Annotated in this window: 23 protein-coding genes and 1 tRNA gene; 8 read left to right on the top strand and 16 right to left on the bottom strand. The window is 73.0% G+C overall.

Going from position 1 to position 24,431, the window contains the following annotated elements; genetic code table 11:
• The first annotated feature begins 2 nt into the window (after nucleotides 1-2).
• From AMK31_RS01660 to AMK31_RS01650, 3 genes are all read left to right on the top strand, one after another.
• Nucleotides 3-1,670, top strand: a complete 1,668-nt coding sequence (locus AMK31_RS01660) for a protein phosphatase 2C domain-containing protein (protein ID WP_073938451.1) — start codon at nucleotides 3-5, stop codon at nucleotides 1,668-1,670.
• Between the two features lie 102 nt (nucleotides 1,671-1,772).
• The gene (locus tag AMK31_RS01655; protein ID WP_073938450.1) at nucleotides 1,773-3,122 is read left to right on the top strand and encodes a vWA domain-containing protein; all 1,350 of its coding nucleotides are present in this window, start codon (nucleotides 1,773-1,775) and stop codon (nucleotides 3,120-3,122) included.
• A gap of 83 nt (nucleotides 3,123-3,205) precedes the next feature.
• Entirely contained in the window at nucleotides 3,206-4,819 is a 1,614-nt protein-coding gene (locus tag AMK31_RS01650; protein WP_073938449.1) for an FHA domain-containing protein, read from the top strand.
• A 19-nt stretch (nucleotides 4,820-4,838) separates the two neighbouring features.
• Here AMK31_RS01650 and AMK31_RS01645 read toward each other — a convergent pair whose 3' ends face one another.
• Complete coding sequence (locus tag AMK31_RS01645; protein ID WP_073938448.1) at nucleotides 4,839-5,825, bottom strand: methyltransferase domain-containing protein; 987 nt, start codon at nucleotides 5,823-5,825, stop codon at nucleotides 4,839-4,841.
• Nucleotides 5,826-5,927: 102 nt separating this feature from the next.
• On the opposite strand from AMK31_RS01645, the gene AMK31_RS01640 reads away from it, so the two are divergent.
• The gene (locus tag AMK31_RS01640; protein WP_073938447.1) at nucleotides 5,928-6,341 is read left to right on the top strand and encodes a globin; all 414 of its coding nucleotides are present in this window, start codon (nucleotides 5,928-5,930) and stop codon (nucleotides 6,339-6,341) included.
• A 97-nt stretch (nucleotides 6,342-6,438) separates the two neighbouring features.
• Here AMK31_RS01640 and AMK31_RS01635 read toward each other — a convergent pair whose 3' ends face one another.
• The 7 genes from AMK31_RS01635 to AMK31_RS01605 all read right to left on the bottom strand — a co-directional run bounded on the left by AMK31_RS01635 (nucleotide 6,439) and on the right by AMK31_RS01605 (nucleotide 15,897).
• Nucleotides 6,439-7,116: a hypothetical protein gene (locus AMK31_RS01635; protein WP_073938446.1), complete on the bottom strand. Its 678-nt coding sequence runs from the start codon at nucleotides 7,114-7,116 to the stop codon at nucleotides 6,439-6,441.
• Nucleotides 7,113-7,523, bottom strand: a complete 411-nt coding sequence (locus tag AMK31_RS01630; protein WP_073938445.1) for an acyl-CoA thioesterase — start codon at nucleotides 7,521-7,523, stop codon at nucleotides 7,113-7,115. The genes AMK31_RS01635 and AMK31_RS01630 overlap by 4 nt, the downstream gene beginning before the upstream one ends.
• A gap of 2 nt (nucleotides 7,524-7,525) precedes the next feature.
• Nucleotides 7,526-9,190, bottom strand: a complete 1,665-nt coding sequence (gene ettA, locus AMK31_RS01625) for an energy-dependent translational throttle protein EttA (RefSeq protein ID WP_073938444.1) — start codon at nucleotides 9,188-9,190, stop codon at nucleotides 7,526-7,528.
• A 213-nt stretch (nucleotides 9,191-9,403) separates the two neighbouring features.
• Complete coding sequence (locus tag AMK31_RS01620) at nucleotides 9,404-10,819, bottom strand: Cys-Gln thioester bond-forming surface protein (protein ID WP_073938443.1); 1,416 nt, start codon at nucleotides 10,817-10,819, stop codon at nucleotides 9,404-9,406.
• Between the two features lie 263 nt (nucleotides 10,820-11,082).
• Nucleotides 11,083-11,565: a single-stranded DNA-binding protein gene (locus AMK31_RS01615; RefSeq protein WP_073938442.1), complete on the bottom strand. Its 483-nt coding sequence runs from the start codon at nucleotides 11,563-11,565 to the stop codon at nucleotides 11,083-11,085.
• A 219-nt stretch (nucleotides 11,566-11,784) separates the two neighbouring features.
• The gene (locus AMK31_RS01610) at nucleotides 11,785-13,695 is read right to left on the bottom strand and encodes a GTPase (protein WP_385310545.1); all 1,911 of its coding nucleotides are present in this window, start codon (nucleotides 13,693-13,695) and stop codon (nucleotides 11,785-11,787) included.
• A gap of 597 nt (nucleotides 13,696-14,292) precedes the next feature.
• On the bottom strand, nucleotides 14,293-15,897 hold the full coding sequence (locus AMK31_RS01605) for a dynamin family protein (protein WP_073938440.1): 1,605 nt from the start codon (nucleotides 15,895-15,897) through the stop codon (nucleotides 14,293-14,295).
• A gap of 320 nt (nucleotides 15,898-16,217) precedes the next feature.
• On the opposite strand from AMK31_RS01605, the gene AMK31_RS01600 reads away from it, so the two are divergent.
• The 3 genes from AMK31_RS01600 to AMK31_RS01590 all read left to right on the top strand — a co-directional run bounded on the left by AMK31_RS01600 (nucleotide 16,218) and on the right by AMK31_RS01590 (nucleotide 17,245).
• Nucleotides 16,218-16,293 (top strand) — tRNA-Arg (locus AMK31_RS01600).
• A 154-nt stretch (nucleotides 16,294-16,447) separates the two neighbouring features.
• On the top strand, nucleotides 16,448-16,672 hold the full coding sequence (locus AMK31_RS01595) for a cold-shock protein (RefSeq protein WP_073938439.1): 225 nt from the start codon (nucleotides 16,448-16,450) through the stop codon (nucleotides 16,670-16,672).
• A gap of 249 nt (nucleotides 16,673-16,921) precedes the next feature.
• A complete protein-coding gene (locus AMK31_RS01590) occupies nucleotides 16,922-17,245 on the top strand; it encodes a chaplin (protein ID WP_073938438.1) in 324 nt (107 codons plus the stop codon).
• An 87-nt stretch (nucleotides 17,246-17,332) separates the two neighbouring features.
• On the opposite strand, the gene AMK31_RS01585 is transcribed toward AMK31_RS01590, so the two are convergent.
• The 8 genes from AMK31_RS01585 to AMK31_RS01550 all read right to left on the bottom strand — a co-directional run bounded on the left by AMK31_RS01585 (nucleotide 17,333) and on the right by AMK31_RS01550 (nucleotide 22,808).
• Nucleotides 17,333-18,199 carry a tyrosinase family protein gene (locus tag AMK31_RS01585; RefSeq protein ID WP_073938437.1) on the bottom strand — a complete coding sequence of 289 codons (867 nt, stop codon included), beginning with the start codon at nucleotides 18,197-18,199 and terminating at the stop codon, nucleotides 17,333-17,335.
• Nucleotides 18,183-18,788: a tyrosinase family oxidase copper chaperone gene (locus tag AMK31_RS01580; protein ID WP_073938938.1), complete on the bottom strand. Its 606-nt coding sequence runs from the start codon at nucleotides 18,786-18,788 to the stop codon at nucleotides 18,183-18,185. The genes AMK31_RS01585 and AMK31_RS01580 overlap by 17 nt, the downstream gene beginning before the upstream one ends.
• Nucleotides 18,789-18,947: 159 nt before the next feature.
• A complete protein-coding gene (locus AMK31_RS01575; RefSeq protein ID WP_073938436.1) occupies nucleotides 18,948-19,463 on the bottom strand; it encodes a hypothetical protein in 516 nt (171 codons plus the stop codon).
• Nucleotides 19,464-19,591: 128 nt separating this feature from the next.
• Complete coding sequence (locus tag AMK31_RS01570; protein WP_073938435.1) at nucleotides 19,592-20,209, bottom strand: vitamin K epoxide reductase family protein; 618 nt, start codon at nucleotides 20,207-20,209, stop codon at nucleotides 19,592-19,594.
• Nucleotides 20,209-20,706 carry a DUF5949 family protein gene (locus AMK31_RS01565; protein WP_073938434.1) on the bottom strand — a complete coding sequence of 166 codons (498 nt, stop codon included), beginning with the start codon at nucleotides 20,704-20,706 and terminating at the stop codon, nucleotides 20,209-20,211. The genes AMK31_RS01570 and AMK31_RS01565 overlap by 1 nt, the downstream gene beginning before the upstream one ends.
• 195 nt (nucleotides 20,707-20,901) lie before the next feature.
• Nucleotides 20,902-21,192 (bottom strand): hypothetical protein, encoded by a 291-nt coding sequence (locus AMK31_RS01560; RefSeq protein WP_073938433.1) that lies wholly within the window; start codon nucleotides 21,190-21,192, stop codon nucleotides 20,902-20,904.
• Nucleotides 21,193-21,427: 235 nt separating this feature from the next.
• The gene (locus AMK31_RS01555) at nucleotides 21,428-22,324 is read right to left on the bottom strand and encodes a hypothetical protein (RefSeq protein WP_241842500.1); all 897 of its coding nucleotides are present in this window, start codon (nucleotides 22,322-22,324) and stop codon (nucleotides 21,428-21,430) included.
• A gap of 244 nt (nucleotides 22,325-22,568) precedes the next feature.
• Nucleotides 22,569-22,808 (bottom strand): chaplin, encoded by a 240-nt coding sequence (locus tag AMK31_RS01550; protein ID WP_073938432.1) that lies wholly within the window; start codon nucleotides 22,806-22,808, stop codon nucleotides 22,569-22,571.
• 382 nt (nucleotides 22,809-23,190) lie between these two features.
• Between AMK31_RS01550 and AMK31_RS01545 the strand changes: the two genes are divergently transcribed.
• A complete protein-coding gene (locus AMK31_RS01545; protein WP_073938431.1) occupies nucleotides 23,191-24,399 on the top strand; it encodes a carboxylate--amine ligase in 1,209 nt (402 codons plus the stop codon).
• Nucleotides 24,400-24,431 lie beyond the last annotated feature (32 nt).

Raw genomic sequence — 24,431 nt, 5'->3', positions numbered from 1 at the left:
TGATGTCCCAGATGCCGCCCCGGCAGGCCGCCCTGACGCAGTGCCCGAGCTGCGCCGAACCGCTGGTACCGGGTGACCGTTACTGCGAGGTGTGCGGGTACGACCTGTCGGCCGTACCGCCCCTGCCGCAGCAGAGCCCGCCCGCCGCGACGGCCGTCCCCCGCACGGGCGACGGCTCCGCCCCGGCGTACGGCCCACCGCCCGTCGGGGAGAACTCGGCATCCGGGTACGGCCCGGCGAACGCAGGGGAGGCTTACGGCGTGCCGCAGCCTGGGGAGGGCTCGGCGCCGGGTTACGGCGTGCCGCAGGCCGGGAACGGCCCGACGCCGGGTTACGGCGTGCCGCAGCCCGGAAACGGCCCGACGCCCGAATACGGCGGCCCGGCCTCCGCCGGCTACGGGACACCGCCCGCGCCGGACGGCTCGACGCCCCGGTACGGCACGGCGGCCACCGGAAGCGGTCCGGCGCCTGCCGGGTACGGCCCACCGCCCCCCTCCGGCGCCCCCGCTCCGCACCCGGCCGGGTCCGCCGACCGGCCCGGTGCCGCGGGTGACGTGCCGAACCCCGGCTCCGGCGAGCCGGCCGTGCCCCCGGCCACCCCGCCGGCGGCGCCGGCCGACCCGTACAGCACTGCCCCCGCCTCCGGTGTCCGCTTCGACCGGCGTGCCACCGAGCCCGACGACTACCCGCTCCAGGCCCCGGACCCGCGGGTCTTTGAGGCGGCGCCCGCGCACCCCGTGCCGCCCGCCGAGCCCGCCAAGGTGTGCGTCGCCTGCCGGACCGGACGCGTCGACGACGACGGCTACTGCGAGAACTGCGGCCACGCCCAGCCCCGCGAACGCGACCACATGGAGCAGGAGTCCGGCCCGGTCGCCGCCGTCAGCGACCGCGGCCTGCGCCACCACCGCAACGAGGACGCGTTCTCCATCGGCACCACCGCGCTCCCGGACGGCTCTCCCGCCACCGTGGCGATCGTCTGCGACGGCGTCTCCTCGGCGACCCGCCCGGACGACGCCTCCCTCGCCGCGTCCCGGGCGGCCGGCGCCGCGCTGCTCGCCGCGCTGCCGCAGGGCACCCACCCGCAGCAGGCCATGCACGAGGCGATCGTCGCCGCCTCCCAGGCGGTCAACTCGCTGGCCGAGGAACCCGCCACGGCCCGCGAGCACGCCCCGCACCAGAACGCCCCGGCCTGCACCCTCGTCGGCGCGGTCGTCACCGCCGGTCTGCTGGTGGTCGGCTGGGTCGGCGACAGCCGCGCCTACTGGGTGCCGCTGGACCGCGGCGCCCCGGCGGCCCGGCTCACCGAGGACGACTCCTGGGCGGCGCAGATGGTCGCCGCGGGCCTGATGAACGAGGCGGAGGCGTACGCCGACGAGCGCGCCCACGCGATCACCGGCTGGCTCGGCGCGGACGCCTACGAACTGGAGCCGCACACCGCTTCCTTCAAGCCGGACCGGCCCGGCGTGGTCGTGGTGTGCACGGACGGCCTGTGGAACTACGCGGAGGCGGCCGAGGAGATGGCCGACGTCCTCCCTCTCGACGCCGCCGCCCGGCCGCTGCACAGCGCGCGGGTCCTGGTCGGCCACGCCCTGGACGGCGGCGGCCACGACAACGTAACAGTGGCCGTCCTGCCGTTCCCGGCCCCGCCGCAGGGGGCAGGATCCGCCTGAGGCCTTGAGCGAGACGGGGAAGCCTCGACGGACCGGAGGGGACCGGTCCGGCCTTAGTCGTCACCCCGCTCCGGCGGGGTCGCAAGGGGGATTCGAGTACGCATGGCCAATTTGTCGAAGTCGAACGTGCCGCAGTTCTCGGTCGACGTGTACCAGAACGAGTACCTCCCGGAGGGCGGCCGGGAGGTCAACGCGATCGTCACGGTGACCGCGACCGGCGGCGGCACCATCGGCAGCGCCGTCACGGCACCGCACCTCTACCCGCCCGGCCACGGTCCGTCCGCGGCCGTGGCGATCATGGTCGACTGCTCGGGCTCGATGGACTATCCGCCGACCAAGATGCGCAACGCGCGGGACGCGACGGCCGCCGCCATCGACACCCTGCGCGACGGAGTGCACTTCGCGGTGATCGGCGGCACCCACGTGGCCAAGGAGGTCTATCCGGGCGGCGGCCGCCTCGCCGTCGCCGATCCCACCACCCGCGAACAGGCCAAGCAGGCCCTGCGCAAACTGAGCGCGGGCGGCGGTACGGCCATCGGCACCTGGCTGCGGCTCGCCGACCGCCTGCTGTCCGCGGCGGACGTGGCCATCCGGCACGGCATCCTGCTCACCGACGGCCGCAATGAGCACGAGTCACCGGAGGACCTGAAGGCCGCCCTGGAGTCCTGCGCCGGGCGTTTCACCTGTGACGCCCGCGGCGTGGGCACCGACTGGGAAGTGAAAGAAGTCACAGGCATCGCCTCCGCCCTCCTCGGCAGCGCCGACATCGTCGCCGATCCGGCCGGCCTCGCCGCCGACTTCACCCGGATGATGGAAACCGCGATGGGCAAGGAGGTCGCGGATGTCGCGCTGCGGCTGTGGACGCCGGTCGGCACGACCATCAAGTTCGTCAAGCAAGTCGCACCGACGGTGGAGGACTTGACCGGCCGGCGCACCGAGGCGGGCCCGCGCGCCGGGGACTACCCCACCGGTTCCTGGGGGGACGAGTCCCGCGACTACCACGTATGCGTCGAGGTCCCGGCCGCGAACATCGGCCAGGAGATGCTGGCGGCGCGGGTCTCGCTGGTGATCCCGCAGTCCTCCGACGGAACGGCGCAGAACCTGGGCGCGCAGGGTCTCGTACGGGCCGTGTGGACCGACGACATGGCCGCGTCCACGTCGATCAACCCCCAGGTCGCCCACTACACGGGACAGGCGGAACTCGCCCAGGTCATCCAAGAAGGGCTCGATCTGCGCAAATCGGGAGACATCGACGGAGCAACGGCCAAACTGGGTCGCGCGGTTCAGCTCGCCGGCGCCTCCGGAAACGCGGACACTGCGAAACTCCTTGCGAAGGTGGTGGACGTGGTCGACGCCGCGACAGGTACTGTGCGACTGAAGGCGAAGGTCGCGGAGGCCGACGAGATGACTCTCGAAACCCGGTCGACAAAGACTGTTCGTGTAAAGAAGTGACGTAAAGAGCCACGAGCCCGACCCCCTTGGGGTTGGAGAAATCCGGTCAGAACGACCGGAAAAGGAGAGGGGGAAGCGCCGACATGCCGACCTGCCCGAACGGACACCAGTCGGGTTCCGACGACTGGTGCGAGGTCTGCGGTCACCGCATGGCCGGTGCCGTGCCCCCGCCTCCGCCGCCGTCTCCCGGCGGTGGCGGCTACGGCTTCCCGCCGCCCGCGGGCGGCGGCCCGGCTCCCGGCCCGAACGCGCAGCCGGAGCTGTGCCCGCAGTGCCGTACGCCCCGCGAGGGCGGCGCGCCGTTCTGCGAGGAGTGCCGGTGGAACTTCCTCACCAACACCGCGACCTCGTACACCCCGGCCGCCCCGCGCCCGCCGGCGCCCGGCTCCGGGCCCGGCCCCGACCCGCGCTTCCAGCGGCCGCCCGGCCCGCCGTCGTACGGCGGCACCGACCAGTACGAGTACCAGGGCTCCCGGCCGTCCCAGGTGAACCGGCCCGCCGAGCCGATCCCTCCGGGCCCGCACTTCGCGGGTGAGCCGGGCGGACCGGGCGCGGGTCCGGGGCGTCCGGGTGCGCCCGGTGCTCCTGGTATGCCGCCTGGTGCTGGGGGTCCCGGTGCTCCCGGTGGGCCTGGCGGACCTGGTGGGTTCCCCGGTCCCGCTGGGCCTGGCGGTCCCGGTGGTCCTGGCGGGCCCGGTGGTTTCGGTGCGCCGGGTGCTCCCGGCGGTCCCGGTGGCCCGGGTGGTCCGGGGGCGCCTTCCGGTCCCGGTGGCCCCGGCGGCTTCGGCGGTCCGGGCGGCCCCGGCGGCCCTGGTCCCGGCGCTCCTGGCGGCCCCGGCTCGCCCTTCGGTGAGCGTCCCGGTGGTCCCTCCATCCCCGGCCAGGCCGGCCCGCCGCCCGGCTTCGGCGCGGACCCGTCCCGCCCCGTCCCGCAGCCGCCCGGCGCCCCGGGTGGTCATGGCGGTCCGGGCGGTCCTGGCGTTCCCGGTGGCCCGGGTGCGACGGGCGGCGCGCCGCAGGCGTTCCATCAGCCCGGTCCCGGCGGCCCCTCCGGTCCGCCTGCCCCGCCCGCCTTCCCACAGGAGCCGGGACGTCCGCAGCCCGGTGGCCCGTCCTTCGGCGGCGGTGGCGACGACTGGGTGATCTCCCCGCCGTCCGGCACCGGCGCGCCGAACGGCCCCGGTGGTCCCGGCGGTCCGGGTGCTCCCGGTCAGCCCGGCGGCTACGGCTACCCGCACCCCGGTGCGACCCAGGCACCGCCGCCGCCCGGCCCGGCCGCCCCGCAGGGCCCGGTGACCTGGACGGCGACGATCGGCCCGGACCGCGAGTACTTCATGGCGATGATGCAGCGCTCCGGCCCCGAGGCCGCGGGCCTGAACCTGCCCGCGTACTCGCCGGAGCAGCAGCGCGCCCTCACCGGCAACCAGGTCACCATCGGCCGCCGCCGCCACTCCACCGGCGACACCCCCGACATCGACCTGTCGGTCCCGCCGGAGGACCCGGGTGTCTCGCACCAGCACGCGGTGCTGGTGCAGCAGCCGGACGGCAGCTGGGCGGTCGTCGACCAGAACTCGACGAACGGCACCACGGTCAACGGCTCCGAGGAGCCGATCCAGCCGTTCGTCCCGGTGCCGCTCCAGGACGGTGACCGGGTGCATGTGGGCGCCTGGACGACGATCACCGTCCGGCGCGGCTGACGAGAGCCGAAACGGCGGTTCATAGCTGGAGGGGCCAGGCGTACGGCCCCTCCGGGTCGTCCAGCCAGGCCCACTGCCCGTCGCCGGTGACGGTGACGCCGTAGCGCTCACGGCCCGGCCGGCCCTCGCGCTCCCACAGCGCGTACGCCTCCTGCGGATCGAGGCTGCCGCGCGTGAGGACGTACAGGAACCGGAACAGGTCGTCGTCGCGGCCCCGGCGCGGCACCGCGCCCAGCCCCGCCGGCTCGGCCCCGCCCCGGCCGCCGCCGCGCAGTGGCACGAAGAAGGCGGGCGTCTGCAGGAAGGGGCCCTCGGCCTGCCCGGCGTCCCGGACCGTCAGCAGGACCAGCCCGGTGGCGAGCGGGGTCAGGATCAGGCCTCCGGGGCGGCACTGGGCGAGCCAGGTGCGCGGGATCGACGGCAGCGCGCAGGTGGCGATGATCCGGTCGAAGGGCGCCCGCTCCGGCACCCCGCGGGCCCCGTCACCGGTGACGACGACCGGGTGGTGCCCGGCGGCGTCCAGATGCCGTCGGGCGGACTCGCTGATCTCAGGGTCCAGGTCGACGGTGGTGACGAGGTCGTCGTCGCCGAGCCGGTGCGCGAGCAGTGCCGCGTTGTAGCCGCTGCCGGCGCCGATCTCCAGGACCCGGTCGCCGTCCTCGACCCGCAGCGCGGCCAGCATCAGGGCCATGAGGGAGGGCTGGCTGCTGGACGACAGCAGCTCCCCGTCGCGCAGCCGGATCGCCAGCGGTGTGTCGACGTACGCGCCGCGCAGCCACTGCTCCCGCGCCTCCGGATCCGGATGCTCACCCCAGCGCCGCTCGAAGCCGCGCTCCCCGGCGACGTAGTAGTACGGCACGAACAGATGCCGTGGCACCTGAGCGAACGCCTCCCGCCACACCGGGTCCTCGGCCCAGGCACCGCTCGCCTCGATCTCCCGCACCAGCGCGGCCCGCGCGGCGGCGGCGAGTTCGTCCCAGTCCGTGTCCCGAGTGTGCGCACCCATGGGTCCACTGTGCTGCGGATCACAGCGCGAGGCGAGCATCGCAGGTCCGCGAGGCGAGGGGAGGTCCTAAGCCTCGAGTCCTCGGTCGTCCGGTCTGAGACCATGGGGGACGTGAATGAGATTCGGCGTGGCACGCTTCAGGAGCAGACCTTCTACGAGCAGGTCGGCGGGGAGGAGACCTTCCGCCGGCTGGTCCACCGTTTCTACGAGGGAGTGGCCGAGGACCCGATCCTGCGGCCGATGTATCCCGAGGAGGACCTTGGCCCCGCGGAGGAGCGTCTGGCGCTCTTCCTGATCCAGTACTGGGGCGGTCCCACGACGTACAGCGAGAACCGCGGCCACCCCCGGCTGCGGATGCGGCACGCCCCCTTCACCGTGGACCGCGCGGCGCACGACGCCTGGCTGAAGCACATGCGGGTCGCCGTGGACGAGCTGGGCCTGTCCGAGGAGCACGAGCACACGCTGTGGAACTACCTGACGTACGCGGCGGCGTCGATGGTGAACACGGCCGGTTGAGCACGGCCAGCTGAGCACGGCCGTCTGAGCACGGCCAGCTGCGCACGGCCGACTGAGCCAATGGGGCGGTGGCCGGGGCGTCCCGGGGCCGCCGCCCTCAGCGCACGCTGACGCCGAGTGTCCCGAGCCCCGCGCGGCGTACGGCGATCGAGCCGTACGGCGTCCGCAGCCGCAGCCACGCCCCGGACGAGAGCAGCGCAGGCTCCTCGGCGCCGGGAACCGGCCGCAGGAAGCCCAGCGACTGGGCCGCGTGCACGGCCCGCACCGGCAGCCTGGTCGCGCCGACGGTCCGGGACCAGATCTCCCGGCCGATCCGGTCCAGCTCGGCCCGGGTACGCGCCTCGGGCGCGAGTTCCCCCGTGCGGGACCGGAACTCGCCGACCCCGGCGGCGACCATCGCGCGCAGCGCGTCCGTCGCCGGCAGTCCGGGCTCCGCCTGCCAGCCGCCGCGCGGCGGCAGCACACCCGCCCACGGCGGCCCGGTCACCGCGCTGGGCACGGCGGCCGTGGCCGCCTTCTCGTCCACGGCCTCCAGGAGCTCACCGGCGGACACGGTGACGTCCAGCGTCACGTCGAGCCCGTTCTCGTACGGCTTGGCGAGCCGCACCGCACGGATCGCGAGGACCTCGAAGGACGGTGGCCGTCCGAAGACGGCGAGCGCGGTGCCCGCCGCCTGGAGGCGCACCGCGGCTCCACGGTCGTAGTGGAGCAGCCTGGAGAGGAAGGCGGCGAGATCCGCCGCCTCCCCCTCGTCGGCGAGATGGAGCACCGTCATGCGGCGACGGCCTCCTCCTCGGCCTCCAGGTACTCCTCGAGGAACTCCCGCTCCTCCGCGGTGATCCGGCGCGGCCGCTGATGTTCGAAGTCGAACGGCACGATCACCGTCGACGCGCGGACGTAGATCTGGTCGCCGTCCTTCACCTCGTAGGTGAGGGTGAAGGACGCCGCCCTGATCTCGGTGACCCACAGCTCGATGTCCACCGGCTCGTGCCGGTGGACGAGCTGCCGCTTGTAGTCGATCTCATGGCGTGCCACCACGGACCCCTGCTTGAAATCCTTGTCCGGGCGGAACAGGAAGTCGATACGTGCTTCTTCCAGGTAGCGGAGGAACACCACGTTGTTGACGTGGCCGTACGCGTCCATGTCCGCCCAGCGCAGCGGGCAGCGGTAGATGTGCCGCAAGATCAGCCCCGGGTCAGCTTCTTGTAGGTGGCGCGGTGCGGACGCGCGGCGTCCGGACCCAGCCGCTCGATCTTGTTCTTCTCGTAGGACTCGAAGTTGCCCTCGAACCAGAACCACTTGGAGTCGCCCTCGTAGGCGAGGATGTGCGTGGCGACGCGGTCGAGGAACCAGCGGTCGTGGGAGACGACGACGGCGCAGCCGGGGAATTCCAGCAGCGCGTTCTCCAGGCTGGACAGCGTCTCGACGTCGAGGTCGTTGGTCGGCTCGTCGAGGAGCAGCAGGTTGCCGCCCTGCTTGAGGGTCAGCGCCAGGTTCAGCCGGTTGCGCTCACCGCCGGAGAGCACACCGGCCGGCTTCTGCTGGTCCGGGCCCTTGAAGCCGAACGCCGAGACGTACGCCCGCGAGGGCATCTCGACCTGGCCGACGTTGATGTAGTCCAGCTCGTCGGAGACGACGGCCCACAGCGTCTTCTTGGGGTCGATGTTCTCGCGGCTCTGGTCGACGTACGAGATCTTCACGGTCTCGCCGACCTTGATCGACCCGGAGTCCGGCTCCTCCAGGCCCTGGATCATCTTGAACAGCGTGGTCTTGCCGGCGCCGTTCGGGCCGATGACGCCGACGATGCCGTTGCGCGGCAGGGTGAAGCTGAGGTCGTCGACGAGGACCTTGTCACCGAAGGCCTTGCTGAGGTTGTTGACCTCGACGACCACGTTGCCCAGACGGGGGCCCGGCGGGATCTGGATCTCCTCGAAGTCCAGCTTCCGCATCTTGTCGGCCTCGGCAGCCATCTCCTCGTAGCGGGCCAGACGCGCCTTGGACTTGGCCTGGCGGCCCTTGGCGTTGGAGCGGACCCACTCCAGCTCTTCCTTGAGCCGCTTCTGCCGCTTGGCGTCCTTCTGGCCCTCGACCTTCAGACGGGAGGCCTTCGTCTCCAGGTACTTGGAGTAGTTGCCCTCGTAGCCGTGGAGGCGGCCGCGGTCGATCTCGCAGATCCAACCGGCGACGTTGTCGAGGAAGTACCGGTCGTGGGTGATGGCGACGACGGTGCCCGGGTACTGGGCGAGGTGCTGCTCCAGCCAGTTCACCGACTCGGCGTCGAGGTGGTTGGTGGGCTCGTCGAGCAGCAGCAGGTCGGGCTGCTCCAGGAGCAGCTTGCACAGCGCGACACGGCGGCGCTCACCACCGGAGAGGTTGGTGACGGGCCAGTCGCCGGGCGGGCAGCCCAGGGCGTCCATGGCCTGCTCGAGCTGGGCGTCGAGGTCCCAGGCGTTGGCGTGGTCCAGCTCCTCCTGGAGCTTGCCCATCTCCTCGAGCAGGGCGTCGGAGTAGTCCGTCGCCATCTGCTCGGCGATCTCGTTGAACCGGTCGAGCTTGCCCTTGATCTCGCCGACACCCTCCTGGACGTTCTCCAGGACGGTCTTCTCCTCGTTGAGCGGGGGCTCCTGCAGCAGGATGCCGACGCTGTAACCGGGGGCGAGGAAGGCGTCACCGTTGGAGGGCTGCTCCAAGCCGGCCATGATCTTCAGCACGGTCGACTTACCGGCACCGTTCGGCCCGACGACACCGATCTTCGCTCCCGGAAGGAAGTTCAGGGAGACGTCGTCGAGGATCACCTTGTCGCCGTGCGCCTTACGCGCCTTGCGCATGGTGTAAATGAACTCAGCCAAGAGAAACCGTCCGGCAGCTTGAAGGCAGGGGGGCAGATACACCCCATCTTGCCGCACCGCCACCCCCGGGCGGAAACCCGTCCGAGCGCGGCGTACACCTCATGGCGGCGGGTGAGCGCGGTGTCACTCAGTGTCAAGGAATCCGGCGTCCGGGAATCCGACGCCGGGGAATCCACTGTCGAGATGTCAAGGAGCGAGGCGCGGGACCCGTGATCAGTCCTTGGCCTTCTTCTTGCGGACCAGCAGCAGGGCCGCGCCGCCGACCACGACGAGACCGATGGCCACGCCGCCGATCAGGGGCGTGGCACCGGAGCTGCCGGTGGCGGCGAGGTTCACGTCCTCGGTGGGTGCGGGGACGGTGGCGGGGCTCGGCTCGCCGAGGGTCTGCGTGGTGGTGCCGGCCTCGTCGGCCTCACCGGCCTGGGTGCGGCAGTCGAGGACTCCGGTGAAGCGCTCCTGGTGACCGCCGGGCCCGGTGATCGTGAAGTCGTACGCCTGGTCCTCCTGGAGCGGGACCGTCACCGTCCGGGTCTCTCCGGCCGCGATGGTGTGCTCGATGCCCATCAGCTCGAAGGTGAAGGGCGCGTCGCCCGCGTTGGCGGCGGTGATGTCGACGCCGCCCTCGGCGCAGTTCTCCGCCGCGGACAGGGCCGGTATGGCGCCCGTCTCCGCCCAGGTCGCGCTCGCCGTCGCCGAGACGGTGGACTCGCTGGAGCCCGCCAGGATCTGGGTCTGGCTGCGGCTGTCGGAGGCGAAGGCCCGCCCGACCGGCACGGTGGTGGAGGCCTGCACGACCAGCTCGGCCGTACCGTCCACCGCGTCGTCGGGCACCTCGAAGAACAGCCGGCTGCCGTCCTTCGCGGTGGTGACGTCCTCACCGTCCGCGCCGACGATCCGCACGCCGGTGGTGGTGGCGTCGGCCGGCGGGGTCACGGTGACGCTGTCCGCGGTGGTGCGCACCGTGACCGGGCCGAGCAGCCCGCCGGGCAGGCCGGAGAGCGCGGGCGGGTCCAGGGTCAGGGACGCCTCGGGCTCGGCGACGTCGCGTGCGTTGCCCTCCAGGTAGTCCGCCAGCTTCTCGGCCTGCGGGTCGACGGCCTCGACGTCCACGCCGTCCGAGTAGCGCCAGATCGCCACCTGGGTGCCGGCCGCCGCGTCCTGTTCCGTGAGGCCGCCCTGGACGCCCGCCTTTCGCGCGAGCGCCGCGAGGTCGTTGACCTGGGGGTAGGAGTTCTGCAGGATCCAGCGGACGCGGCCGGCGTCCTCGTTGGCGCCCAGCGACGTGCCGCCCCAGGGGGTCTCGTGGTACTTGGCGTCCCGCTGCGTGGGGTTGTGGATGTCGACGCAGTAGGTCTGAAGGGTGCCGCCGCCGTCGACGGACATCTCGAACAGGCCCGCCGACAGTTCCTGGTCCCCGGCGTCGGTGTGCACCACGGCGGCGCCGTACGTCTTCAGGCCGCCGATGGTGGCGGTCGCCCCGCCCTGGGCCTGCCCCGCCCCGCCGTCGGCCGCGGCGGCTCCGGCGCCGGCCGTCACGGCGGCCAGGGCGAGCCCGGACACCAGGGTCACGGCGGCGATCCCGGCCGCGCCTCGCCCGCACGCGGACCGTGCGGAGAACGAAGAAAACACAGAATTCCCCTTCGAGCAGGACCCGTTGACGTGGGGGGAGGTCCCGCCAGCAGAGTCGTCAAACCCCTAGAACCATGTCCGGCATCCTAGGGACGCGGACGCACCGCCTTTCCCGGTGATCCCTTCCGAGGCATGATCCGACTCGGAATCGTTATCGCCGGGGCGGGCTTGAGCAGGGCTTACCGGCAAATCCACCGGGTCGTTCGGCACGCACTCGCCGATAAGCCGCACTTCGGTCAGCCAGTCCGGTACACGACCTGACGTCACGTCACGGCGGCTGCCTTCGCGAGTGGTTGCTCGTCCGCGGACTCAGCCGACGCCGAATCGGCCGGAACGGTCTCCCAGTTGGGCTCGGGGCGCGGTGCCGGCAGCGGTGGGGTGCCCTCGGCCCGGCCCGACCGCCGGAAGGCCGCGGTGCCGCGCGACAGGTCGTGCCCGATCGCCATGGCGTCGATGTCCGCCGAGGTCCGGCTCTGCCCCTCGCGCACATCCGTGCGCACCTTCAGCCGGCCCTGGACGACGACGGGGTCACCGAGGTTCAGCGAGGCGCCCGCGTTCACGGCGAGCTGGCGGTTGGCCCACACCGTGAAGAAGTTGGTGTGCCCGTCGGTCCAGGTGTTCTTCTCCCGGTCCAGGTAGCGCGCGGTCACCGCCAGCCGGAACCGCACGGACGGCCCCGTGGGCAGCTCCCGGTAGGCCGGCGGCGTCGCCACGTTGCCGACCGCGCAGATGATCGTCTCGTTCATCGTCAGCCCCTCCCTCGTACGGGCCCTCCCGTACGGCAGCGTCTGGTCCGGCGACCGCGTCCGTCGCGATCGCCGCACCGCCAGACTGCCTCGGTCCCGCGAAGCCCGCCGAGCCCTGTGGACCGCCCCCGACCTGTGGAAAACCCCGCCACCCGAACGGGTGACGGGGTCGTCCCGCCCGCGGCACCGACGGGTGTCGCCGGAAGCGTCGTCTCAGCGTCATCTCCCCCCGGCGCCCACCCCCACGACCCGCCCGTACTGCTCGCGCACCTCCCGGTACCGCAGCAATTCCGCGGCCACCGGATCCAGTACCCGCGCCCGCCCGCACCCGGCGGCCGCCTCACGGAGTCTTCGTTCGGCCTCCATGCCGTACCGCCGGGCCGGTCCGCGTGCCGCCATCCGGCAGCTCCACTCCACCACCGGGCCGCCGGCGATCCCGGTCAGCATCAGCAGCACCGGCACCCCCAGATTCGGTGACATGACCCCGATGATCTGCCCCAGCAGCCACAGTCCGCCGAGGACCTGGAGGATCGTCATGGACGCCTGCGCCAGCACGGCCACCGGCCACCAGCCGGGCCGAGGCGGTCGCCCCGGCGGCAGCCCGGCCCGAGCCGCCAGCTGGTCGAGCGCCTCGGGCAGCCCCTGCGCCCCCCGGACCGCCGCCTCCCGCACCGCCTGCGCCCAGGGCGCGGGCAGTCCGGCCGCCGCGCGTTCGGCCACCGTGCGCACCGCCTGCTCGACCCGCTGGCGGGCCGTGGCCTCCTCGTCCGCCTGGGCGCGCAGCAGCACCGATCCCGTGTTCGGTTCGCCCCGGCCCTGGTACCACCGCCACAGCCGCAGCCAGGGCGTCCCGCACGCCCGGTTGGCGTTGCGCAGCCATGCCCGCTCGGCCGCCTCCCCGGCCGCGGTGGCGCCCACCGCGTCGGCGAGCCGCGCGGAGAACTCGTCCCGCGCCTGCTCGCTGAGCCCACAGCGCCGGCCGGTGGCGTACAAGGGCCGCAGCCGCCCCGCGGCGGCGTCCAGGTCGGCCGAGATCCGGCGGGCCGGCGCGCCCCGCTCGGCGACGAACTGACCGAGCGCCTCGCGCAGTTCCCCGACGCCGTCCCCGGTCAGCGCGGACAGCGCGAGCACGGTCGCGCCGGGCTCCTCGTACTCGCCGAGCGCGACCCCGTCCTCGTCCAGCAACCGCCGCAGGTCGTCGAGGACCTGCTCGGTCCCCTCGCCGGGCAGCCGGTCGATCTGGTTCAGGACGACGAACATGACCTCGGCGTGCCCGGCCATGGAGCGCAGATAGCGCTCGTGCAGGACGGCGTCGGCGTACTTCTCCGGGTCGACGACCCAGATCACCGCGTCGACCAGCGCCAGTACCCGGTCCGCCTGCTCCCGGTGCTGCACGACCGCCGAGTCCAGGTCCGGCAGATCCACCAGGACGAGGCCGCGCAGCTGCCCCTCGGCGTCCGCGTGCTGCGCGGGACGCCGCCGCAGCCGGGGCGGGATGCCGAGCCGGTCGATGAGGGTCGCCGCGCCGTCGCTCCAGCTGCACGCGATGGGCGCGGCCGTGGTGGGACGGCGTACGCCGGTCTCCGAGATGGTCACTCCGGCGAGCGCGTTGAACAGCTGCGACTTGCCGCTGCCGGTGGCCCCGGCGATGGCGACGACCGTGTGCTGCCCGGAGAGGCGGCGCCGCGCGGCGGCCTCGTCGAGCACCCGGCCCGCCTCGGAGAGCGTCCGGCTGTCCAGCCGGGTCCGCGACAGCCCCACCAGCTCACGCAGCGCGTCCAGCCGCGACCGCAGCGACCCGTCGTACGCCAGCGGCGTCACCCCCTGCGACTTGCCGCTCCGCGTCTCCACGACGACGGCCTGCTCGACCGGGGCGGCCCCTTCGGTGACCCGCCGCGCGATCAGCCCGTCGTCCCAGGCGGGCTCGGCGTCGGTACGGCGCGCGGAGCTGTCGTCGGCTTCGGCGCGCGGGTCGGTGTGACCGCGCGGGTCGGCTTGCGCACGCGCTTGCCCGCGCGGGTCGGCCTTCACGGTGTCGGCGATCACGCCTGTGTCTGCCTTCGGGGCACGGGCCTTCGCGCCGGTGTCGGCCTTCACGGTGTCGGCCTTCACACCTGCGTCAGGGGTCACTTTCGTCTCGCCGTTCACCCTTACGTCGGCAATCACCTTGCCTTTCGTACTGGTGTCGGCCTTGGCACGCGCCCTGGCGCGCCCCCGCTTCTCACCCCGCACGCGCGCGTGGTCACCGTCTCCCGCCATCGCACGCCGCGCTTCCTCGTCGGTGCCGGTCTCCGAGGCCGGTCCGGGGGCAGCGGAGGCAGCCTCGGAAGGCGCGGAAGACGCGGGTTCCTCGGCGACCCCGGCCCCCTCCGAGCTCTCCGCGCTCCCTGCGCTGCCTGCGCTCTCTACGCTCTCCGAGCTCTCCGTGCCCTTTCCCCTCTCCCCCTCCTCACTGCTCTCGCAGTCCGCGGCCTCCCCTCGCTCCCCGGCGGCACCGGTTTCCGTCTCCCCAGACGGCTTGTCCGTGCCCTCGGAACCACCCTCGTCACGCAAGTCGTTCTCCACCTCGGAGGTCTTGTCATCCGCCCGCTCGACGTGATCCGTCTGACGCTCGGAGGCGCCGATACCGATGCGGGCACCGGCAAGAGCCGAGTGACTTACGTGATCGGCACGGTGAGCACGATCGGCGTGATCCGTGTGGTCCTGGTCAGTGACGGCGGCCACCGGTCACCTCTCCTTCTGCAATACGGACAGCGCGGCGATGAGTGCGGCCTGGGGTTCGGGATGGACGTCGAGGGCGTCGAGCGGGGCGAGTCGGCGCTCGCGTTCGGTTTGGATCACGCGATCCAGGTGCTCGGCGAGGAGCCGGCCGCCCCGGTCACGCAGCCGCAGCGCCCCGTGTGCGCCGATCCGCTCGGCGAGCCCCTCCCCCGCCGACCTGGCGCGCCGCCCGCCGAGCAGCACGGTGGCGACGAGTGCGGCGATCATCTCGGGGTCGGGCGCGACGCTCCGTTCCAAGTGGCGCACCTCCTCCTCGGCGTACTCCTCCAGCTCCCGCCGCCACCGCCGTACGGCCAGCCCGATCCGGTGCCCCGCGTGGTGTGGTTCGGCGTCGTCCGCCAGCTCGGGGGCGCCGGCCGCGGGCTCGAGCCGCCAGGCGTCGTCGACGCGCTCGTCGGCCGCGGTGACGGCGCACAGCAGAAGGTCGCCGAGGCTCTCCACGAGCGCGTCCAGCAGCTCTTTGGGGGTGCAGTCCAGCGGGAAGGCCCGCCAGCGCTTGAGGGCGTCCCCGGCGAGGACGGCCCCCGCCTGGAGCCGTCCGCGCACGCGCGCGTACTCGCTGTCGTAGGCGGTGTCGACGGCGGCGGTGAGGCGGAGGGCGGCGGCGTACTGGGCGGCGGCGGCGCTGGCCAGTTCGGGCATCCGGGACTTGAGGGAGTTCAGGACGCCGTGCGCGGTGCGGGCCAGGGTGTGCTGCCGGGCGGCGGGGTCCTGGGCCTGGTGAATGAGCCAGGTGCGCAGTGGTGCGACGGCGGTGACCGGCAGCAGCCCGCCACCCCCGGCCGACTCGGGCAACTCGGGCACCGTGAACCGGGGCACGTGGCCGAGGCCGGCCTTGGTGAGGAGGGCGCCGTACTGCCGGGAGACCTCGGACACGACCTGGTGCGGTACGCGGTCGAGGACGGTCACCAGCGTGACGTCGTACTCCTTGGCGGTGCGCAGCAGATGCCAGGGGACGGCGTCGGCGTACCGGGCCGCCGTGGTGACCATGATCCAGATGTCGGCGGCGCAGATCAGCTCGGCGGCGAGGACGCGGTTGTCGGCGACCAGCGAGTCGATGTCGGGCGCGTCGAGGAGGGCGAGGCCGGGCGGCAGGGTCTCGGTGGTCTCGATGCGCAGTACGCGCGTGGGGTTCTCGCCGGGGAGCAGCAGCTCGTCACCGGACTCCTGTTGGGGCACCCAGACGCGCGTGAGGTCGGGGAGCACGCGCATCCCGCTGAACCAGTGGTGGTCCTCCGGGTTGCAGACCAGCACCGGTGTCCGCGTCGTCGGCCGCAGTACGCCCGCCTCGCTGACCCGACGTCCGACCAGCGAGTTGACGAGTGTCGACTTCCCGGCGCCGGTGGAGCCGCCCACTACGGCCAGTACCGGCGCTTCGGGCTGTCTCAACCGGGGCACCAAGTAGTCGTCGAGCTGGGCGAGCAGTTCGTCGCGGTTGGCACGCGCGCGTGGAGCCCCCGACAGGGGCAGCGGGAAGCGTGCGGCGGCGACGCGGTCGCGCAGCGTGGAGAGTGCGTCGAGCAGCTGAGGCCGTACGTCCAAGGTCACCACATGCGAAGAATGCCCAATTTTATGGGATTTCTGAAGCATATGAGCATGTCTGCGCGCCGACAGGACACAAGGGACGGAAGGGACGACTGGGACACGGAGGTGACTGAGGCATAACGAGTGCACAACACCCGGTGCGCGATGCGTCAAAAGCGATGCACGATTCGTACCTGCCTGCGATTATCAGGACCGCTTCACCGAACCTCCACATTGAGCCACGGAGGCGAAGCAACAGGGTCAAGGATCCGGGAGCCCTATCCTTGTCCCCGGCAACGTCACGGATCAGCCCGCACCCGGGCACCACGACAGAGGCCACCACACCGGCCCCCGTAGCTCAGTGGATAGAGCAGGCGCCTTCTAAGCGCTTGGCCGCAGGTTCGAGTCCTGCCGGGGGCGCCAGTCTCCGCCCTCCCCTCGGGAGGGCGTTTTTGCCGCTCAGGGCGGGGTGACACTCGACACACTGCGGGAGATCACCGGGTCGCCGGGGCGCCGCCCAGTCTCCGCCCTCACCCCGAGAGGGCTTGGCCGAGTTGTTACCCGTAGAGTCCCGCGCATGGTGACTGCGACCGTCCGCGAGTGGTACGACGAGGAAGGGTGGGGCGTACTCGACTCCCCAGAGACCCCCGGCGGCTGTTTCGGCCACTACTCCGACATCCAGGCGCCCGGTTTCCGCACGCTGTCGCCCGGGCAGCGGGTCGACCTCACGTGGGAAGCCCCCGGCTTCAAACAGGACGGGTACGACTATCGCGCGGTGAGCATCGTGCCTCGGCCTGCCTGACGCCACTCCTGTGCCCCATCGTCTCGTTCGCAGTGCCCGTCCAGGGCGTGCGAACCCCGCTCGCTTCGTATGCGCTGTCGTTTGCGCGCCCCGTATGCGCTCCCCGCGTGCGCGCCGCCGTTTGTGCCCTTCTGAGAAGGATGGGTGATCCATGGCGGATCGGCGTGACCCGGCATGATCCGTCGCGTTGAACGGGGAGTGCGGCGGCTCCAACTGTCGTCGCGATCAACGAGTCTTAAGGAGAACGTGATGTCGCGCATCACGAAGGCAGCCGGAGTCGCCCTCGGTACGGGCGCCGTGGTCCTTGGCGGGGCCGGTCTCGCCGTGGCGGACGCGGGGGCCCAGGGCGCGGCCGTCCACTCGCCCGGCGCGGTGTCGGGCAACGTCGCTCAGGTGCCGCTGAACATCCCGATCAACCTGTGCGGGAACACCGTCGACGTGATCGGTCTGCTGAACCCGGCCTTCGGCAACACCTGCCTCAACCACAGCGACCACAAGGGCAAGGGCCACGACGACGGCAAGGGTCACGACGACGGCAAGGGTCACGGGGGCGGCCACGGCTACGGCCACTGACGCCCCACCCGAGAGGAGCCCCGGCACCCCGAGCGCCGGGGCTCTCCCATGTCCGCCACGGGCCGCCACCCGCCCCCGCGCACACGGTTACGCGTACCGGTAGATGCTCCCGTGATCGTCCAGCTCGTCCGGCGTCACGTCCCACGGCGGCAGCTTCTCGTGCCGTGCCACGACGCGTCCCCGCTGGGGGTCGCCCGCGGCCGGCTGTTTCACCGGGCGGTACCGGTCGTCCCGGTGGCGTTGCTGCCAGCGGGACCACACCAGGTCGACGAAGGCGTGGTGCAGCCAGAACACCGGGTCGTTGACGGACGCGCCGCTGACCATCGCGCCGCCGACCCACCGGTGCACCAGGTTGTGGTTGCGCCAGGAGGCGCTGCCGCGTCCGGTGCCCCAGCCCTCCAGTTTGTTGCGGAAGCCCTGGGTGACCGTCGAGTCCCAGGGAGCGACGTCGTAGACGGGATCCTTCAGCGCCCACTGCAGCTCGCCGGCGGTGGGCAGTTGGAGGGGGTCCCGGGCCCGGCCGAGGTCCCGGGTCAGGAACTTGCCGTTGGTGACACCGACCTTGAGCGTCCAGTTACCCTCCGCGTAGGCGAACGGGCCGGTCGTCACCTGCCGGTCGGAGGGGCGTCCGTTGCCGCCCAGCAGGTCCTTGGTCCACGGCACGGAGGTCGTGGTGCGGTCGCGGGTCCAGTCCCAGTACGGCACGGACACCGACGAGTCGATGCGGCGCAGCGCCTTCTCCAGCTCCAGCAGGAACTGGCGGTGCCAGGGCAGGAAGGAGGGCGCCATGTGCGCCGTCCGCAGTCCGTTCTCGCCGTCGGCGACGTAGTACTCGATGTGCGTGCGCACGAACTCGTCGTACTCGCCACGGCGTTTGAGCTCCAGCAGCGCCTTGACGAAACGCCGTCGCTCGGTGGCGGTGAGGGTGCTGACGTCCTTACGGGTGTACACCATGGTGGCCCCCCTGTCCCCGGGTTCCTTCATGGGTTCCCTCGTGGGTTCCCTCCCCGCTCGCCGTGTCCGCGTCCGGCGTTCCCAGGCTCTGTCCCGGGCCCAGTTCGTCGACGGCCGCGCGGGCGGCTTCCAGGGGGGTCGGGTACGAGCGGTAGTGGTCGACCATCGTCAGCCAGCCGCCGTCGGCGCGGCGCATCAGGTGCAGCGGGTGGCCGTCGACGGTGACGTGCCACCCGTCCGTGCCGAAGACGCGGCCCGCGGCGGAGGCCGGGACCGCGCCGGGCGCGCGCAGGCCGCGGATGCGCCGGCCCCGGTAGATCTCGTCGAAGGCGACGTCCGCGGGCGGGTCCTGCGGGTTCTGCGGGTCCTGCGGGTTCTGCGGGTCCTCCCGGCGGGCCGGCCGGGACGCCACGACCAGCGGCGCGATCGTGAGGGCGACGGCCGCGGCGAACATGCCGCGCGCCAGGTCGCGGCGGGTGCCGCGCCCCGCTGGCGGGTCCGGCGTTCCCGCCGGCGGGTCGGGCGTTCCCGCCGCTCTCCCTGGCTCGTTCTCCATGTTCACCGCGGCTGCGCCGACGCTGACGGCCATCATGTGCTCCTCGTACGGTTCGGTTGTCCGTACGGGACTAACCGCCCGCCCGCCCCCACGGTCACTGTCCGTGGCCGCTACCCCCCGGACAGCCGAAGGGCCCGGGCGGCCGGTGTGCGGCTCCCGGGCCCGTGGCCCTTCGACGAGGCGGGGCCGTCCTTACAGTCCCGGTCCCGTGCCCAGCTCGGCGCCGGGCACGGTCTGCAGCACCGGCGTGACCACGCCCGCCTGCGGCGGCTTCAGGCCGGGCAGTCCGTAGTTGTCGGGGTTGGGCGGGGTGAGCGGGGCGTCCACGGCCAGGCCGGGGCCGAGGGTGCGCAGGTCGGAGGCGGGGGCGTGGACGCCGACGTGGTCGAAGTCGTCGCCGAGGAGGCGCGGCAGCGGCGCCCGTACGTCCGCGCCGGGCAGCCCGCCGCGCACCGGCAGCTGCGGGACCGCCCGGTCCGGGACGAGCCGGCCCTCGACGTACCGCGGGCCCTCGGGGCTGCCCGGCTTCGGCAGGGGCAGCTCGGCGCCGATCTCGGGCAGCTCCATGCCGAGGGACTTCTCGGCCCCGTTCAGCGGCACGGGCACGGGGACCGTGTCGGCCGCGACCGCGGGGGAGGCGGCGGCTCCGACGGCGGCCGCGACGCCGGTGACGACGGCGGCAAGGGTTCCTCGGGTGGTCGGCTTCATCTCAGGAACGGTCCCTTTCAGGAGTCGGGGGCTGGGCGTCCGTACCCCCAACGAGCCCGGGAAGCGTCCCGAGTGCGGCACTCGCGCGGAATTCCCCCGGGTGCCGCAGTAGTACTACGTCCGCACAGTCAGCTCGTCCAGAAGTCCCACCAGCGGGTGAGGATCAGCATGCCGATCACGCCGAGGTGCGCGAGCGGCAGCACCCAGGTGAAGTCGGTGAGGAACGAGCGCAGCCCGTCGGGCGCGGGCAGGAAGCCGTGGCGTACGGCGAAGGAGGTGACGTACCAGAACAGGACGACGGTCGCGAGCCACGCGAGGGCGCACCACAGGCACAGCGCGTTGATCCGGTACAGCGACTCGAACTGGAGCCAGGACACGAAGCCGACGCCGAACAGGCAGCCGGCGTCGAAGGTCAACCAGTACCAGCGGGGGAAGGCCGCGCCCGCCAGCAGGCTCATGCCGACGCAGACGACGACGGCGTAGGCGGCCAGGCCCAGCATCGGGTTGGGGAACCCGAAGGCGGAGGCCTGGTCGCTCTCCATGACGCTGCCGCAGGACACCACCGGGTTCAGGCTGCACGCGGGGGTGAAGTCCGGGTCCTCCAGCAGCTTGAACTTGTCGAGGGTGATGACCCAGGAGGCCAGCAGCCCGGCCGCCCCGGTGAGCACCAGCAGCAGCGCGAATCCGCGGCCCCCGCCCACGGCCGGCACCGCCGGGTGGGCGTGCCGTCCGGCGGCGGCCGCCATCAGGAGCGCAGGCTGCGGACCGGGAGGACCACGTGCGCGGCGGCGTCCAGGGTCTCGTCGGCGCCCGCGAACGCGGCCAGGGCCTCGGGGTCGACCGGCTTCCCGGGCTGGGCCTCCGGCCAGGGGCGGGTGGTGAACACGAAGTAGGCGAAGCCGCGTTCGCCGACGGCCGCGAGCCACTCCGGGGGCGGGGTGCACTGCGCGTTGAGGTGCGGCATGTTGACGACGGCCTGGCCGGCCTCGACGAGCAGGCCGACCGGCAGGCCGGGCTTCGAGGCGCCGTCGACGAGGTCGCCGCCGACGGGGAGGCCGTTGTCGTTCAGCATGCGCGCGACGGCGGCGGAGGCGGCCTCGGGGCCGTCGGGGCCGTCCCCGAGGGTGTAGGCGAGGAGGTACGGCATGTCGCCGCCGGGGGCCTCGCCGCTCCAGGCCATGACGACGAGGGTGCCCATGTCCATGGCGCGGAAGGGGCGGGTTTCGTTGGGGGTTGAGGTCACCGCGCGACCTTATCGGCGTACCGGAACCGGCCCGGACGCCTTCTCACCCGAGCGGGCGACGGCCGCTGTGCTCTCCACACGAACGAGGGACGGTCCCGGATTCCGCTCGAACAGACCGAAGCGGGCCGATTCCCGGTGGGGCGGAATCGGCCCGGTCCCTGGGGCGCCGGCCCGCGGGCCGGGCCGGGGTGTCCGTCAGCCCCGCAGCGGCAGCCCGCCGAGCAGGCCGCCCTTGGCGTTGAGGGTCTTGGTGACGCCGTTCACCGTGCTGAGCACCGAGTCCTTGTTCTCGGTGTCGAGGGCGTTCGACTGCTGCTTCAGCGGCATGACGTCCATCGGCTCGATGGGGCGGTTGGTGAGCGTGTTGACGGCGCCGTTGAGGCTGGTGGGCGTGAGGTCGGCGGTGTCGTGGGCGAACGCGGGCGCGGCGGCACCCGCGATGACCATGGACCCGGCGACGACAGCGGCGGCCTTCAGGGACTTCATCGTGTTCCTTTCTTCGGCGACTCGTGCCGCCGGGGGGAATCCGGACGCCGTGCCCAACGAGTGCCGCGCTGGTCGGAAACCCTGTGCGAGGAAGACATATGAACGGTCGTCGAGCCGGCCCGCACGGCCGGCACGACGACTCGGTTCCTGAAGGTCAGAGGGGTTCAGAGGGGGTCAGAGAGGGTCAGACGGGGTCCCCGGGAGGACAGGGACCAGGGGGCCTGGAGGCCAAGGGTCAGGGGGTCATGAACAGTCCGACCGTGGGCACGGTCTGCGGCGCCTCGGGCAGGGCCGGCGTCAGTTCCGGCTGCGCGGGCGCCGCCTCCGACACGGCGGACGGCTCCTCCGGCAGGGCGACCGGCGACTGCGGCTGCGCGGGCGCGGCCTCCGCGGCGGCGGACGGCTCCTCCGGCAGCGCGGCCGGCGACTGCGGCGCGGAGGCCTCGGCGGCCGGCAGGGACGGCAGCGGGGGCAGGCCGGCGACGGTGTGCGCGGGCAGGGCGCCGCCGACCAGCGTGGTGGTCAGTACGTTGACGAGCCCGGTCACCACGGCCGTGGCGGCCGGGACGACCTGGTCGACCAGGCCGGAGGTGGCGGCCTCGATCAGCGCGTCGATCGCCTTCTGCAGGTCGTCGAGCACACCGGCCCTGACGTCGGTGGCGGACGCCGCCGGGTCGTTCTTGACCAGCGAGGCGGGGGCGGGGAGCGTGACGATCGGCGCGTTGGACGTGGAGGGGACCGTCGGGGCCGAGGGGGCGGCCGGGACGGCGGGAACGGCCGGGGCGGCGGGGGCCGCCGGGGCCGCGGAGGCCGCCGTGCCGAGCTTGGCGATCGACGCCTTCGCCGCGTCGCCGAGCTTCTTGGCCTCCTCGGCGGAGAGCTGGCCCTCGTCGGCCTTGAGCACGGCGTCGAGCATCTTGGTGACCGGGTCGAGCACGACACCGAGGTCGTTCAGCGTCTGCGTCTGGCCCAGCAGTGCCTTCGCGTCGGCGACCGGCGCCTGGGAGGTGGCGGGGGTGCGCTCGCGGGCGGGGTCGTGGTCGGCCGCCATGGCGGCCGGTCCGGCGATTCCGAGAACGAGGGTGGCGCAGAGGGCGGTGGAGGCGATACGCCGAACGGGCAGACCACGCATGTCTGTTGTTCCTTTCGATTGCGTCGGGCTTGTCTCCACCGTGGAAGCACCGATTGCGCTCCGCAACCGACGGATACTCTCCGCAACCGCCCGTACCGCCCTCCGTAGGGCATCACCGCTGGTGAGGGGCCTCGTCAAGCGCCGTGCTCCGCGTCGGCGCCGCGGCCCTCCAATCGGGTCAGCGCACGCGAAACCGGCCACCCTCCCCATGGAGAGCGGCCGGTGGTCTATGGGTGACGCGACCTCAGTGGTTGAGGCAGTTGTTGCCGAAGGCCGGGTTCAGCAGGCCGATCACGTCGACGGTGTTGCCGCAGAGGTTGATCGGGATGTGGATCGGAATCTGGACGGCGTTGCCGGACAGCACACCCGGGGAGTGGGCGGCCGCGCCGTGCGCGCCGGAGTCGGCGGCGGCGACTCCGGCGGTGCCGGCCACCGCGGCGACGGCGGCGGAGGTCAGGACCAGGCCCTTCGCGATACGCGACATGGAGAGGTGCTCCTTGGGGTTGACGCAAAAACATCCGGGCGGGATGCCCGGCGCTGTGTCAACGCGCGGGACGCGCCGGGGTTGTGCCTCCGAAGGAGTGATCTCCCGGGTGTCGTGGTTTCACGCTTCGGACTACCTTGACTGGTTTCTCCTTATTGGTACGGATAGCGATCGATCTCGGTGATGCTTTGGGGAACGGTGGTGACCAGCGGGCCTCCCGGCTCGTTCCCCAGCCGGACGCGGCCTGGGCCGCGGGGGCGTCCACCACGGGTGCCGTGGGCGCGGGCGGCCGGGAGACGGACGGAGCCGCCGGGGCGGGCGCGACGCGCCCTCGCCCGCACCAGTGAGACCCGTGAGCAAACCACCGAAGGAAAGAGCCACTGTGTCGCCGTTCGACACCCGCGTCCCCGCCGTTCTGCTGCGGACCGACCGGAATCCGTTCCATCACGGAACCCTGGGCGCCGTGCGCACCCTCGGCCGGGCCGGGGTGGAGGTCCACCTGGTCGCCGACCGCGCGGGAAGCCCCGTCGGCCGGTCCCGCTTCGTACGGCGGCTGCATCCGCCGCCCGCGCCGCACGCCGGCTCCGACGGCGTCGCCGCCACGCTGCGCCGGGTCGCCGCCGAGGTGGGACGTCCCGCCGTCCTGCTCCCCATGGACGACGCGACCGCCGTCGCGGTGGGCGCCCTGCGCACGGAACTCGCCGCCGGCTATCTGCTGCCCGCCCCCTCCGACCTGCTGCCCGAGCACGTCGCCGACAAGACCGAACTGGCCGGGGTGTGCACCGCCCTGGACGTCCCGCACCCCGTGACCGTGGTCCCGGACAGCGCTGCCCAGGCGGCGGCCGCCGCCGGCTGCCTGGGACTGCCGGTGGTGGCGAAGTGGAGCCGCCCCTGGCTGCTCCCGCCCGGGACCGGCCTGCGCAGCACCGTCCTGGTCGACACCCCTCGGCAGGCCCGGCAACTGTACGAGCGGACCAGGGAGGCGGGCAGTCCGCTGCTGCTCCAGGAGTTCCTGCCGCCCGGCCCGGACCTCGACTGGTTCGTCCACGCGTACGCCGACCACTCCGGCGTCCTCGTGGCGGGCGGCACGGGCCGCAAGCTGTACTCGTGGCCGCGCGGCGCGGGCCTGACCGCGGTCGGCGTGTGGTCACCCAACCCACGGCTGTGGCAGCTCACGGCCCGTCTGGTGGACGAGCTGGGCTACCGGGGCGTCCTCGACCTGGACTTCCGCCGCTGTGCCCGGACCGGCCGCTACCACCTGCTCGACTTCAACCCACGCCCCGGCGCCCAGTTCCGGCTCTTCGCCGACACCGCGGGCCTGGACGTCGTACGCGCCCTCCACCTGGACCTCACCCACCGTCCGCTGCCGGCCGGCGAGCCACGGCCGGGCCGGAGGTTCGTGGTGGAGAACTACGCCCCGCTGACGGCCCTGCGCCCCGCTCCCGACGGCCGGGAGCTGGCCTGGCACGCCCCTGACGACCGGGCCCCCGGCCTGGCGATGTGGACGCTGTGGGGCGCCCATGTCTCCCGTCGGCTGAGCGGGCGGCTGCGCCCGGCCGCGACGGCACCGGGGCGCCCCGGGCGGCGGTGAGCCGCCGTCACCCGGGGCGCCCCTGACACGTC

Source organism: Streptomyces sp. TSRI0107 (assembly GCF_001905845.1).
In the GTDB taxonomy this organism is placed as follows: domain Bacteria; phylum Actinomycetota; class Actinomycetes; order Streptomycetales; family Streptomycetaceae; genus Streptomyces.
The sequence above is the reverse complement of the archived record's forward strand: the minus strand, read 5'-3'. Positions and strand labels throughout refer to the sequence as shown.